At 56.8% G+C, this 13025-nt stretch carries 12 protein-coding genes, 5 tRNA genes and 1 riboswitch; of the genes, 5 read left to right on the forward strand and 12 right to left on the reverse strand.

Going from position 1 to position 13025, the window contains the following annotated elements; translation table 11 throughout:
• Positions 1-392 precede the first annotated feature (392 nt).
• Positions 393-469, reverse strand: a tRNA-Arg gene (locus tag ACQ4OE_RS19405).
• Positions 470-767: 298 nt separating this feature from the next.
• Here ACQ4OE_RS19405 and ACQ4OE_RS19410 point away from each other — a divergent pair.
• Together ACQ4OE_RS19410 and ACQ4OE_RS19415 are read left to right on the forward strand one after the other, a co-directional pair.
• A complete protein-coding gene (locus ACQ4OE_RS19410; protein ID WP_430947594.1) occupies positions 768-1001 on the forward strand; it encodes a hypothetical protein in 234 nt (77 codons plus the stop codon).
• Between the two features lie 20 nt (positions 1002-1021).
• Positions 1022-1201: a PA3371 family protein gene (locus ACQ4OE_RS19415; protein ID WP_430947595.1), complete on the forward strand. Its 180-nt coding sequence runs from the start codon at positions 1022-1024 to the stop codon at positions 1199-1201.
• Here ACQ4OE_RS19415 and phnN read toward each other — a convergent pair.
• Entirely contained in the window at positions 1176-1745 is a 570-nt protein-coding gene (phnN, locus tag ACQ4OE_RS19420; RefSeq protein ID WP_430947596.1) for a phosphonate metabolism protein/1,5-bisphosphokinase (PRPP-forming) PhnN, read from the reverse strand. The genes ACQ4OE_RS19415 and phnN overlap by 26 nt on opposite strands.
• Positions 1746-2133: 388 nt before the next feature.
• Here phnN and ACQ4OE_RS19425 point away from each other — a divergent pair, with 388 nt between their 5' ends.
• Positions 2134-2460, forward strand: a complete 327-nt coding sequence (locus ACQ4OE_RS19425) for an Arc family DNA-binding protein (RefSeq protein ID WP_003178899.1) — start codon at positions 2134-2136, stop codon at positions 2458-2460.
• A 114-nt stretch (positions 2461-2574) separates the two neighbouring features.
• Here the strand turns inward: ACQ4OE_RS19425 and mgtE are convergent, their stop codons facing one another.
• Complete coding sequence (gene mgtE / locus ACQ4OE_RS19430; protein WP_122589425.1) at positions 2575-4017, reverse strand: magnesium transporter; 1443 nt, start codon at positions 4015-4017, stop codon at positions 2575-2577.
• A 321-nt stretch (positions 4018-4338) separates the two neighbouring features.
• Between mgtE and ACQ4OE_RS19435 the strand changes: the two genes are divergently transcribed.
• Complete coding sequence (locus tag ACQ4OE_RS19435) at positions 4339-4857, forward strand: cell envelope protein SmpA (protein ID WP_430947597.1); 519 nt, start codon at positions 4339-4341, stop codon at positions 4855-4857.
• A gap of 19 nt (positions 4858-4876) precedes the next feature.
• Here ACQ4OE_RS19435 and ACQ4OE_RS19440 read toward each other — a convergent pair.
• The 8 genes from ACQ4OE_RS19440 to ltaE all read right to left on the reverse strand — a co-directional run bounded on the left by ACQ4OE_RS19440 (position 4877) and on the right by ltaE (position 10987).
• Positions 4877-4953, reverse strand: a tRNA-Arg gene (locus tag ACQ4OE_RS19440).
• Positions 4954-5025: 72 nt separating this feature from the next.
• Positions 5026-5102, reverse strand: a tRNA-Arg gene (locus tag ACQ4OE_RS19445).
• A gap of 71 nt (positions 5103-5173) precedes the next feature.
• Positions 5174-5250: transfer RNA gene (locus ACQ4OE_RS19450), tRNA-Arg, on the reverse strand.
• Between the two features lie 107 nt (positions 5251-5357).
• A tRNA-Ser gene (locus ACQ4OE_RS19455) sits at positions 5358-5448 on the reverse strand.
• Between the two features lie 62 nt (positions 5449-5510).
• Positions 5511-5699: a carbon storage regulator CsrA gene (csrA, locus tag ACQ4OE_RS19460; RefSeq protein ID WP_002554426.1), complete on the reverse strand. Its 189-nt coding sequence runs from the start codon at positions 5697-5699 to the stop codon at positions 5511-5513.
• Between the two features lie 186 nt (positions 5700-5885).
• Positions 5886-7127: an aspartate kinase gene (locus tag ACQ4OE_RS19465; protein WP_008086083.1), complete on the reverse strand. Its 1242-nt coding sequence runs from the start codon at positions 7125-7127 to the stop codon at positions 5886-5888.
• 90 nt (positions 7128-7217) lie between these two features.
• The gene (gene alaS / locus ACQ4OE_RS19470; RefSeq protein WP_430947598.1) at positions 7218-9836 is read right to left on the reverse strand and encodes an alanine--tRNA ligase; all 2619 of its coding nucleotides are present in this window, start codon (positions 9834-9836) and stop codon (positions 7218-7220) included.
• Between the two features lie 146 nt (positions 9837-9982).
• Positions 9983-10987, reverse strand: coding sequence for a low-specificity L-threonine aldolase (gene ltaE / locus ACQ4OE_RS19475; protein ID WP_430947599.1), 1005 nt, complete (start codon positions 10985-10987; stop codon positions 9983-9985).
• A gap of 198 nt (positions 10988-11185) precedes the next feature.
• Positions 11186-11356: riboswitch (FMN riboswitch) on the forward strand.
• A gap of 101 nt (positions 11357-11457) precedes the next feature.
• Between ltaE and ACQ4OE_RS19480 the strand changes: the two genes are divergently transcribed.
• A complete protein-coding gene (locus tag ACQ4OE_RS19480; protein WP_016983960.1) occupies positions 11458-11967 on the forward strand; it encodes a 6,7-dimethyl-8-ribityllumazine synthase in 510 nt (169 codons plus the stop codon).
• Between the two features lie 46 nt (positions 11968-12013).
• Here the strand turns inward: ACQ4OE_RS19480 and astE are convergent, their stop codons facing one another.
• Positions 12014-13024, reverse strand: a complete 1011-nt coding sequence (gene astE, locus ACQ4OE_RS19485; RefSeq protein WP_430947600.1) for a succinylglutamate desuccinylase — start codon at positions 13022-13024, stop codon at positions 12014-12016.
• Position 13025: the final 1 nt, after the last annotated feature.

Here is a 13025-nt window from a genome sequence, read left to right on the forward strand (position 1 = left end):
GCACGCTGCTGTCAACACCTCTTTTTCAACTTCCTTTCGGCTTCGATGAACTGAAGCAACCTGCTGCCGAAACCTACATAACTCATTGAATCTCAAGGAGTTTTCCGTTTCGACTGCGCCGGAAGTGGGGCGAATTATAGACATCTGAAATCTGCCGTCAACCGTTAATTTCGCTTTTCTATCAAAAGCTTAGAAAACGCCCTCCTTCCTATATAGAGGCAAAGACGCGCAGCAAACATCCACGAGAGGAGCTTTCCTCGCAGTCGAAAGCAAACGGGCAAGACAGATCCTGGGCAGACCGTGAGATCGTCAAGCCAGGCAATCGGAACCAAGGGGTGGAGCGACCTTACCAGCGGCAAGTGCTATTAACAGAAAGGCATTCAAACAAGAGATGGTGTCCCAGGGCAGGTTCGAACTGCCAACCTTCCCCTTAGGAGGGGGATGCTCTATCCAATTGAGCTACTGAGACACACGATTGTCGTAGACGAGGATGCCGTACGACGGACGGCGTGCATGTTAACGGCCAGGCCCGGATTTGTCATGTCGTCCGCCGGGCTTTTTAAGTGTAGGCAGGCAGCCCGCAGGATTGCGGGAAGTTTTACCGTGCATTTTGCACTCTCCCAAAAAGCCATCATTGCAGATTGCAATTCAGCCACACCACAGAAACCTCGCAAATGCTTGTTTTTAAAGGACTTAACAGCAGTTAGACTATTGGCACGAGGACTGCTTTGTTTGCTCTTATAAAAGAACAATCGGAGCTTCAGCCCATGAACCGCACCCTCTTGCTGGCAAACGCGACGGCTTTGGTCATTTTAGCGGGCTCCCAACTCATCCCCGACGAAAGGGCAGCGGAGCCGGTCGCCCAACGCATGCCCCATTATTTGCAGGTGCAAAGAACGCCACAATGGGCGGTATTGAGCGATCAGAGCAATGGGACGAGTCAAATGGTCAGCGAGCCCGACCAGGCTTCGACACCGGCGACCGAACGTTTGGTTTTTTGATATACCTTCAGGAGTAAAACATGTCGAAGTCAGCTGCAGGATTTCTGATCCTCGCCCTACTGAGTGGCGCTATACATTTTTCACTGTTTGCAGAAACGGAAGTCACCCTGCCACTCATTGCCTGCGGCGTATTCGGAGTGCTATTCACGCTGGCGCTGGTAGCCGGACGCAGAATCAAATTTGATCCGGTGCTGCGCTGAGCCGGATCAACTCCAGCAGGTGATTGACGGCATCGACCAGCGCACCGGAATTGTCGATCACGTGCACGGATGTATCGGTCGATCGCCTCTCCTTGAATAATGCGTTACGGGCAATCCTGTCATCGACCTGCTCACCGGTTTCTCTTCCACGACCGAGTAATCGCTCACGCAGCACTTCATCTTTGACCGTCAGGAGAATCGGCACTAGCGTCGGATAGCGCTCAATGGCTTGACGCAAGTTCGCGCGTGATCCATTGACTAGCACATCCCTCCCCTCTTTCAGCCACTGATCGATTTGCACGGGTATTCCGTAAGACAAACCGTTGGCCTGCCAAGCCAGGGCAAAATCACCAGCGCGCTGAAGCCGCACGAACTCTTCAGGCGACACACCCCTGGCGTCCTCCCCCACCGATTCTGCTGATCGAGTGATAACCCGGCGCACGATTTGGCAATTCATCGCCTGTAAGGGGAGCCGAGCAGCCGCGATAAGACTGTCCTTGCCTGAACCGGACGGTCCCATCAGATAAATAAGCCTGCCATCCATCCTTAAAACCTCTCTGGCACGTGCCTGCCTCTAGCAAATCGGCAATTTGCCACTATCCTGTACAGACAAGGAATGAGGATAGAAAGCCGCATAGCATGCACGTTCCGACGCCCTCGGGCATCAACTGATGTGCTTTCGGAAGCGGTGGATAATGCGCGACTGAGCAAAGTTTTCAAACCAGTCCGCATTTCTGACAATTGGTGCTGGCATTACGCCTTTACCCGGCTCAATATTTGTCACAGAATTGACGCCAATGATCTGGCAATTTTGAGGCATGATGCGGGCCTCTTAACAATTCAGGTTGAACCATTTGGCGCGGATGCTTGTCCTACCACACATCCTGCGGCCAATCCCGAGAACCGCTCCCCTGAACTAACCGGTTAAATATATGCGCCCATTGAAACAGGCAATTTATTCCAGCCGTACGGCTGACAAGTTCGTCGTACGTCTGCCAGACGGAATGCGTGAACGCATTGCCGAGGTGGCTCGCAATCATCATCGCAGCATGAACTCCGAGATCATTGCGCGCCTTGAGCAGAGTCTTATTCAGGAAGGCGCACTGGGCGAAGAGTTGAGCATGCGCCTGGACAGCCCGGAGCTGTCGCTGCACGAACGCGAACTGTTGCAACGTTTCCGCCAACTGTCCCACCGTCAGCAGAACGCCTTGGTCTCCTTGATCGCCCACGATGCCGAAATGGCAGCAGACGCATCCTGAGCCATACCGAACACCTCAAGCCAGCTTAACCGCTGGCTTTTTTTTGCTCGGAATTTGAGTTTGCGCCGGGCATAAAAAAGCCCGCCGATGGGCGGGCTGTCTCGATACGGTAAGTCAGAGCAGGAAGATTGTCGCCAATCCCAGAAAGATGAAGAAGCCACCGCTGTCGGTCATTGCGGTAATCATCACACTCGCCCCCATCGCTGGGTCGCGCCCCATTTTCGCCAGGGTCATCGGGATCAACACTCCCATCAGAGCCGCCAGCAGCAGGTTAAGGGTCATTGCCGCCGTCATCACTACGCCCAACGACCAACTGCCGTAAAGCAGATAAGCAACCACACCAATCACACCCCCCCAGACCAGACCATTGATCAAACCGACTGCTAACTCCTTGCGCATCAAACGCGAGGTGTTACCGGTGCTAACCTGGTCCAGCGCCATGGCGCGGACGATCATGGTGATCGTCTGATTGCCGGAGTTACCGCCGATACCCGCCACGATAGGCATGAGTGCCGCAAGCGCAACCAGCTTCTCGATCGAACCCTCGAACAGACCGATCACCCGTGATGCCACAAATGCAGTGATCAAGTTGACCGCCAGCCACGCCCAACGGTTGCGCAAGGACTTCCAGACCGAGGCGAAAATATCTTCCTCCTCACGCAGACCCGCCATGTTGAGAACTTCGGTTTCACTCTCTTCACGAATCAGGTCGACCATTTCGTCGATGGTCAATCGGCCGATGAGCTTGCCGTTCTTGTCGACTACCGGAGCGGAGATCAAGTCATAGCGTTCGAATGCCTGTGCGGCGTCGTAAGCATCTTCGTCCGGATGGAAACTCACTGGATCGCTGGCCATCACCTCGGCGACCTGCTTATCCGGATCGTTGACCAGCAAACGCTTGATCGGCAGTACTCCCTTGAGCACGCCGTCGTAATCGACTACGAACAACTTGTCGGTATGTCCCGGAAGCTCCTTGAGGCGACGCAGGTAGCGCAGAACCACTTCGAGGCTGACATCCTCACGGATAGTCACCATCTCGAAGTCCATCAGAGCGCCAACCTGCTCCTCGTCGTACGACAAGGCAGAACGCACACGCTCACGCTGCTGGTTATCCAGACTCTCCATCAACTCATGGACGACGTCTCGCGGCAGCTCGGAAGCCAGGTCAGCAAGTTCGTCAGCGTCCATGTCCTTGGCAGCAGCCAGGAGCTCGTGATCGTCCATGTCGGCGATCAGCGTTTCACGAACGGAATCGGATACTTCGAGGAGAATGTCGCCGTCGCGATCAGCCTTGACCAATTGCCAGAGCGTTAGACGGTCGTCCAGCGGCAAGGCTTCAAGGATATAGGCGACGTCGGCGGAGTGCAGATCATCGAGTTTGCGTTGCAACTCGACGAGATTCTGCCGGTGGACCAGGTTTTCGACCCGGTCGTGATGCGCGCCTTCCTGGCGATGGGTGAGGTCTTCAACGACCCGTTGACGCTGCAGCAGCTCGACGACTTGCGCCAGGCGATCCTGCAGGCTGTCCTGTGTTTTCTTTACTTCGATTTCAGACATAGGCGAACTCCACTCCCAGCAGCGGGGCACGCCGGAAGGATCAATCAGTCAATACATGATTGGTGAATGGGGGTAATGAGTAACTACTGGGTAAGTCCATGGAGGGTTTCCATAAGCCCCGGCGGGGCTGACGGGCGCAATGATACACCGCCTGACGGTTTTAAACGTTAAAAAATCACGGTCGAAACAAGTGCTTGCGAAACATTCCTGAGCGCTGTCCTGATCCTTGCAAATGCGACGACTCATCCTGAAAAGAAAACACACCGGCAATAAAAAATGTAGCGGCTACCCTTCAGCGTAGATCGTCAAGGAGGACATCGAGTGCCATCAAAACCCAATCTTTTTCTACTGATCTTCCTGCTATGTCCGCCGCTTCGCAGCGACGCGACAACCCTGCATCGTTGCGAAGCGGAGGATGGCAGCGTCACGTTCACGTCAATGAGCTGTGCGCACGGAGAACGTCTTTCACAGCAGGTGGTTCACCCCTATTCGCCCGGATCCGTCGTAGCCGTAATGCCCGAAGCCAACCACGAAAAAACAGCCGGCGCGCGCACTCACGGTCGAGAGCCTGGCATCGTCGGCGGCGCAGAACACATATGCGGTAACGTGATTAATGCCAGGCAACGCCGCGAAGCCATCATCAATCGGCGAGTGATTGCCGGAATGAGCGCTCAGGATGTCGAGAGCGCTCTGGGCAAACCGGACAAGATAAACATCAGGACATCGACGACGACTTATCGGTATGACCTCAAGCGAGGCCGATCTGCACAAGTCGATTTTGATCAGAGGGGATGCGTGAAGGAAAAAGCCAAAACCCGGACAGCAAAAAGCCCGCGATAAACGCGGGCTTTTCGGTATATGGTGCACTCGACAGGATTCGAACCTGTGACCGCTCGGTTCGTAGCCGAGTACTCTATCCAGCTGAGCTACGAGTGCATTTTGTGTTTTTAGCCCAGACCACAACTGGATGAAGCCAAGTTACCCGCATTGCTGCAACTAACTCTTAAATGGTGCACTCGACAGGATTCGAACCTGTGACCGCTCGGTTCGTAGCCGAGTACTCTATCCAGCTGAGCTACGAGTGCATTTGTGTTTTTAGACCAGATCACATCTGGTTGAAGCCAAGTCATTTACATTGCTGTAACTGACTCTTAAATGGTGCACTCGACAGGATTCGAACCTGTGACCGCTCGGTTCGTAGCCGAGTACTCTATCCAGCTGAGCTACGAGTGCATTTGTTGCGCCGCATTATAGCCCGTCTAATCTCTATTCCAACCACTTTTTCTATTAATTTCAACAACTTACAGAAAAAGCCAGATTACGACGTACTAAGCAAATAATGGCGGAGAACGGGGGATTCGAACCCCCGACACCCTTTTGAGGTGTACTCCCTTAGCAGGGGAGCGCCTTCGGCCACTCGGCCAGCTCTCCGCAACACGGGGCGTATCTTAACCAACCTTTTCCCCGTTTGCAAACATAAAAATCGATAAAAATTAATGGCTTGGTTCTTCGTCCTTCTCTTTCTTTATACGCAGGTAAATTTCCTCACGGTGCACGGCAACCTCTTTCGGCGCGTTCACGCCGATACGCACTTGGTTTCCTTTAACGCCGAGCACGGTCACGGTGATTTCGCCATCACCGATAATCAGGCTTTCTGCGCACCGACGAGTCAGAATCAGCATACCTTTCTCCTCACGCAATTTTTCAGGAACAACAGTCTGCAAAAAAAAGGCACCCGACCTACAACCGGAGCGATCGTAGCCCTACATGCCTGAGTATTGACCAGCGCGAGCAAAAGAACAGATCAGGGGCCCGCGCCATTCAAAAAATAAAGGGCGCGGTCTGACCGCGCCCTTCAAGAAATGGAATTACTCGCCTTGACGGGCCGGAGCATCCAGTTCGAAAGCCGTGTGCAGGGCGCGCACGGCCAGTTCCAGGTACTTCTCTTCAATCACCACGGAAACCTTGATTTCCGAGGTCGAGATCATCTGGATGTTGATGCTTTCTTTTGCCAGGGATTCGAACATGCGGCTGGCCACGCCGGCGTGGGAACGCATGCCGACGCCAACGATCGAGACCTTGGCAATCTTGGTGTCGCCAACCACTTCACGGGCACCGATCTCGCGAGCAGTGTTTTCCAGCACGGTCTGTGCGGCCTGGTAGTCGTTGCGGTGTACGGTGAAGGTGAAGTCGGTGGTGTTATCGTGCGCGACGTTCTGCACGATCATGTCGACTTCGATGTTCGCGGCACTGATCGGGCCGAGAATCTTGAACGCCACGCCCGGGGTGTCTGGCACGCCACGGATGGTCAGCTTGGCTTCATCGCGGTTGAAAGCGATGCCGGAAATGATCGGCTGTTCCATGGTTTCCTCTTCATCAATAGTAATGAGGGTGCCCGGACCCTCCTTGAAGCTGTGCAGTACGCGCAGCGGAACGTTGTACTTGCCGGCGAACTCCACCGCACGGATCTGCAACACCTTGGAACCGAGGCTGGCCATTTCCAGCATCTCTTCGAAGGTGATCTTGTCCAGACGCTGAGCGACCGGCACAACACGCGGGTCGGTGGTGTAAACGCCATCAACGTCGGTGTAGATCTGGCACTCGTCAGCCTTCAACGCAGCAGCCAATGCCACGCCAGTGGTGTCGGAACCGCCACGACCAAGGGTGGTGATGTTGCCGTGCTCGTCGACACCCTGGAAACCGGCGACAACCACCACGCGACCCGCTTTCAGATCACCACGAATCTTCTGGTCATCAATCTGCAAGATACGCGCTTTGTTGTGCGCACTGTCGGTCAGGATCCGCACCTGATTACCGGTGTACGACACCGCCGGCACACCGCGCTTGATCAGCGCCATGGCCAACAGGGCAATCGTCACCTGCTCACCAGTAGAAACGATCACGTCCAGTTCACGCGGAACCGGTTGGCCGTCACCACTGATTTGCTTGGCCAGATCGATCAGACGGTTGGTCTCGCCGCTCATTGCAGACAGCACAACCACCAGGTCATCGCCGGCATCGCGGAATTTCTTAACCTTGTCGGCGACCTGCTCGATTCTCTCGACAGTACCGACCGAGGTGCCTCCAAATTTCTGTACGATCAAAGCCATTTCAAAGCCGCCTCTGCCCATGAAGGGCGCCCAATAATCACTCGAACAGCCGCCGCGCCCGCCACTAGACTGCGGGCGCGACGGACCGTCTTATAAACCCTGCTCGACGAATGGAACGGTCAGCGCCAGTGCGCCATCCAGTGCGCCGGCGTCGACACCGCCGCCCTGCGCCATGTCCGGACGACCACCGCCCTTCCCGCCCACTGCCGCAGCAGCCTGTTTCATCAAATCACCGGCTTTGAGTTGGCCAGTCAGGTCTTTGGTTACGCCTGCAACCAGAACGACCTTTTCCTCATGGACACCGCCGAGCAGGATCACTGCGCGGCCGAGTTTGTTTTTCAGCTGATCGACCAGCGCCAGCAGTGCCTTGCCGTCCTGACCATCCAGACGTGCCGCCAAAACCTTCACGCCTTTGACGTCGAGTGCCGAGGCCGACAGATCGTCGCCCGCAGCGCTCGCAGCCTTGGCCTGCAACTGCTCGAGTTGCTTCTCCAGTTGGCGGTTGCGCTCTAGCACAGCCGACAGCTTGTCGATCAGGTTGTCGCGGCTGCCCTTGACCAGGCTGGCCGCTTCCTTGAGTTGTTCTTCTGCGGCGTTCAAGTAGGCCAGTGCCGCAGCACCGGTGACTGCCTCGATACGACGCACGCCCGAAGCCACACCGCCTTCGCTGATGATTTTCAGCAGGCCGATGTCGCCGGTACGGTTGGCGTGGATACCGCCGCACAGCTCAACGGAGAAATCGCCGCCCATGCTCAGCACGCGCACGTTGTCGCCGTACTTCTCGCCGAACAGCGCCATGGCGCCTTTGTTCTTCGCGGTTTCGATGTCGGTTTCTTCGGTTTCAACTGCGGAGTTCTTGCGAATCTCGGCATTGACGATGTCTTCCAGCGCTTTGATCTGCTCAGGCTTGATCGCTTCAAAGTGGCTGAAGTCGAAGCGCAGACGCTGGCTATCCACCAACGAACCTTTCTGCTGAACGTGCTCGCCCAGTACCTGGCGCAGAGCAGCGTGCAGCAAGTGCGTGGCCGAGTGGTTCAGCGAAGTCGCGTGACGCACTTCGGCATCGACGTGAGTTTCCACTGGCGTGCCGATGGTCAGGCTGCCCGAATCCAGTACACCGTGGTGCAGGAACGCGCCGCCGGTCTTGGTGGTGTCACGCACGTCGAAACGTGCGCTGCCGGCCTGGAGGAAACCGCAGTCACCGATCTGGCCGCCGGATTCGGCGTAGAACGGCGTCTGGTTCAGAACGATCACCGCCTCTTCGCCTTCATTCAAGACGTCGACCGACTGGCCTTCTTTATAGATAGCGACGATTTTTGCCGAACCGCTTGTGTCTTTGTAACCGGTGAACTCGGTGGCCACATCAACCTTGACCAGCGTGTTGTAGTCCAGACCGAACGAACTGGCCGAACGCGCACGAACACGCTGGGCTTCCATCTCACGCTCGAAACCGGCTTCGTCGACAGTCAGGCTGCGCTCACGGGCGATGTCGGCGGTCAGGTCCATCGGGAAACCGTAGGTATCGTAGAGTTTGAATACTACGTCGCCCGGCACCACGGTGCCTTTGAGTTCCAGCAGATCCTGCTCGAGAATTTTCAGGCCGTGCTCCAGAGTCTTGGAGAATTGCTCTTCTTCAGCCTTGAGCACGCGCTCGATGTTGCTTTGCTGCTTCTTCAGTTCCGGGAAGGCTTCGCCCATCTCGGCAACCAGCGCGGCAACGATCTTGCAGAAGAAGCTGCCAGTGGCGCCCAGCTTGTTACCGTGACGGCAGGCGCGACGGATGATCCGGCGCAGCACATAACCGCGACCTTCGTTGGACGGCAGCACGCCGTCAGCGATCAGGAAACCGCACGAACGGATGTGGTCGGACACGACTTTCAGCGACGACTGATCACCGTTTTCGCAACCAATCGCTTCAGCCGAAGCCTTCAGCAGGTTCTTGAACAGATCGATGTCGTAGTTGGAGTTGACGTGCTGCATCACCGCACTGATCCGCTCCAGGCCCATGCCGGTGTCGACCGACGGCGCTGGCAACGGATGCAACACGCCATCGGCGGTGCGGTTGAACTGCATGAACACGTTGTTCCAGATCTCGATGTAACGGTCGCCGTCTTCTTCCGGCGAGCCCGGTGGGCCGCCCCAGATGTGGTCGCCGTGATCGTAGAAAATTTCGGTGCATGGGCCGCACGGGCCGGTATCGCCCATGGTCCAGAAGTTGTCGGAGGCGTATGGCGCGCCTTTGTTGTCGCCGATGCGGATCATGCGCTCGACCGGCACACCGATTTCTTTGGTCCAGATGTCATACGCTTCGTCGTCGGAGGCGTAGACGGTGACCCAGAGTTTTTCCTTCGGCAGTTGCAGAACGCCAGTCAGGAAGGTCCACGCGTAGGTAATCGCGTCTTTCTTGAAATAGTCACCGAAGCTGAAGTTACCGAGCATTTCGAAGAACGTGTGGTGACGAGCGGTATAACCGACGTTTTCCAGGTCACTGTTCTTGCCACCGGCACGCACGCATTTCTGGCTGCTGGTCGCACGGGTGTACGCACGCTTTTCCTGGCCCAGGAAGCAGTCCTTGAACTGGTTCATCCCCGCGTTAGTGAACAGCAGGGTTGGGTCGTTGCCCGGAATCAAAGAGCTGGAGGCTACACGGGTGTGGCCTTGCTCTTCGAAGAAGCGAAGGAAGGCTTCACGGATTTCTGCGCTTTTCATTAGGTTCTTCCACGGAGGCTGCGGCCAAAGGCCTGTTCGAAACGTCAACAGACGAAGCGACGGCAAAGGGCCGCATTATATCGGCCCTGCGCGCGGGGTACAGCGTGTTTATACGATAGAAACGGTCAATTGGACGGCTAACGCTGTCACTTGCGCGAAAAGTCGACGAATGTCGCGATCACTTGCTCGATTTGCGCGCGATTGACATCCATGTGCGTGACCATACGCAGACGCGCGGCGGCGCTCAACTTGATCCCGCGTTCGCCGGCAAACGCCTTGATCGCTTCGGCTTTATCGCCCATTTGCACATAAACCATGTTGGTTTGCACCGGTTCAACGCTGAAACCTGCTTCACGCAGACCGTCGGCCAAAAACTGCGCGTTGGCGTGGTCATCCGCCAGACGCTCGACGTTGTGATCCAGCGCATACAGCCCCGCCGCCGCCAGCAGTCCGGCCTGACGCATGCCGCCGCCGACCATTTTGCGCAAACGCCGGGCCTTGCCGATCAGTTGCTCGGATCCGCACAACACTGAGCCGACCGGCGCGCCAAGGCCTTTGGACAGGCACACCGATACCGAATCGAAATGCTGGGTGATCTCCCGCGCATCAATCCCGAGTTTGACCGCCGCGTTGTAAAGACGCGCGCCGTCGAGATGCAGTTGCAAGCCGTGGTCTTGGGTGAATTTACGCGCCCGCGCCAGATATTCCAGCGGCAGCACTTTGCCTTGCATGGTGTTTTCCAGCGCCAGCAAGCGGGTGCGAGCGAAATGGAAGTCGTCCGGCTTGATCGCTGCCGCGACATGATCCAGATCCAGCGAACCGTCGGCCTGCACTTCCAGCGGCTGCGGCTGAATCGAACCGAGCACCGCCGCGCCGCCGCCCTCGTACTTGTAGGTGTGCGCCTGCTGACCCACGACGTATTCGTCGCCGCGCTCGCAGTGCGCCATCAATCCCAATAGATTGCTCATGGTGCCGGTCGGCACGAACAGCGCGGCGGCAAAGCCCAAGCGTTGAGCCAGTTCGGCTTCCAGACGATTGACCGTCGGGTCTTCGCCGTACACATCGTCACCGGTATCGGCTGCGGTCATCGCGTCGAGCATGGCGGGTGTCGGTTGGGTGACGGTGTCGCTGCGAAGATCGATAACGCTCATGAACCTGGCCTCAAGTCAGCAGGGGAAATCCCTTTACGAAGTGGGATTACTGCGGTCATGGCGCGGATTAATCAACCCTTGCGCAAGGAATTTTCGTTTTCCAGCACCAGAAAATTCGATGGCAATCATCAGAAAGGCGCAATGCACAGACACACAATCTGTGTTAAAAACGCTGCGCCGCCCGAGAAAGGGCGGCAAAAACGTTCTCAGGGCGGGGTGCAATTCCCCACCGGCGGTAATTGCGCGCAATGCGCATAGCCCGCGAGCGCTTGGCGACGGACACGGCTTTTGCGGTGGCGGCGACAAGGTCAGCAGACCCGGTGTGATTCCGGGGCCGACGGTCATAGTCCGGATGAAGAGAGAACGGGATTAACGCCAAAGGGCCGTCCGCGCGATGTTGTGCGTGTGCGCACCCTTGAATCCCTTTCGATTCATAACGCCCTGTTTTTCACACAAACAGGAGTCAGAACATGCAACCCACCGCTATCGACAGCAAAAGCAAACACCCTCATGGCGAGCGCGTCGCGTTCATCCAGGCCTGCTGGCACAAGGAAATCGTCGACCAGAGCCGTAAAGGCTTCGTCGCCGAAATGATTGCCTTGGGTTATCAGGAATCCGACATCGATATCTTCGAAGTCGGCGGCGCTTTTGAAATGCCTCTGCACGCCAAATTGCTGGCCAAGACCGGTCGTTATGCCGGCATCGTTGCGGCAGCCCTGGTCGTGGACGGCGGCATCTACCGTCACGAATTCGTTGCCCAGTCGGTGGTCAGCGGCCTGATGCAGGTGCAGCTGGAAACTGAAGTGCCGGTGTTCTCGGTCTCCCTGACGCCGCATCACTTCCATGCTGGCGACGAGCATCAGAAGTTCTTCTTCGAGCACTTTGTGCACAAGGGTCAGGAAGCGGCGCGCACTTGCGCGGATACGCTGCAGAAGGTTCGTGCGTTGCGTCGTACTGAGCCGCGTGCGGTAGCCGTGTAAACCTCGAACGATCGTTCCCACGCTCTGCGTGGGAACGATCATCGGGTCAGGCGAGATTTTCGTCGGTGGTCGGGACGATCAGGATGCCCGCGCGCAAGCCGTTCTTGACCTTGGGATTAGGGAAGATGATTCGCGCGCCCTCTTCCTCAATGATCCAGCGGGTATTGGCCAGATCTTCGGCCAGCACATAGCCCATTTCCAATTCGGAAAAGTTTTCAATGTCCTGCGGCAGGTTCAAGCGGAACGCGTCGCTGTGCTTGATGATTTCCCGCGCCACGCTGAACAACTGCAAACCGGCCAGCTCGGGCTCAGCCATTTCCGGCTCGTTGCCTTCGATGATCTGTTGCAAGCGGGTTTCCAGCAGCGAAACGTTCACCCCGTCGTTCTGCCCGAATGGTCGCGCCTTGCCCAGTTCCAGCGTGAAAGCCTCAGCACCGAGCTTGTCGTAGGTGTACGAGCTGAACACGATCGACGGCTTGTTCTGCAACAGCACCGCCTCCATGCCAGCCGCGCGCAAACGTGCCAGTTCAACACGGGAATGCTGGCGCCCTTCTTTCCACGGATACAACGCGAACTGCTCGATCTTCGAGCCGCGAATCGCTGTGTGCAGGTCGTAGTGCAGACGCTGGCGATCCGGCAGACTGAAGAAACTCGCCGCCAGACGCTCAAGCTCACAGGCGCGCAGTGCTTCTGAACCACTGCTTTGTTCATGACGGCCGTTGAACAGCCGATTGACGTCCTGCTCGACAAAGCGCTCGCCTTTGCGAATCGCCTCGGGGTTGCCGAACAGAAACAGAATGCGTGCGCGCGGCTTCAGATCGCCGCGTGCGATGTCGTGCAGCAGCCGATCAAGCAACTCGATCGGTGCAGTTTCGTTGCCGTGGATCCCTGCCGACAGCAGCAGGTCCAGGCCATTGTCGCGCGCTTCCGGCGGCCGGACTTCCAGCGCACCTTCGCTCAACCAGCGCATGCGCACGCCTTCGACAGTCAGTTGAGTCTTCTCCGCCGGTTCGCGGCCGGCGAGGGTCAGTTCAAGCAGTTTGCCGAGGGCGAGCATA

Source organism: Pseudomonas sp. WC2 (assembly GCF_050586545.1).
In the GTDB taxonomy this organism is placed as follows: Bacteria; Pseudomonadota; Gammaproteobacteria; order Pseudomonadales; family Pseudomonadaceae; genus Aquipseudomonas.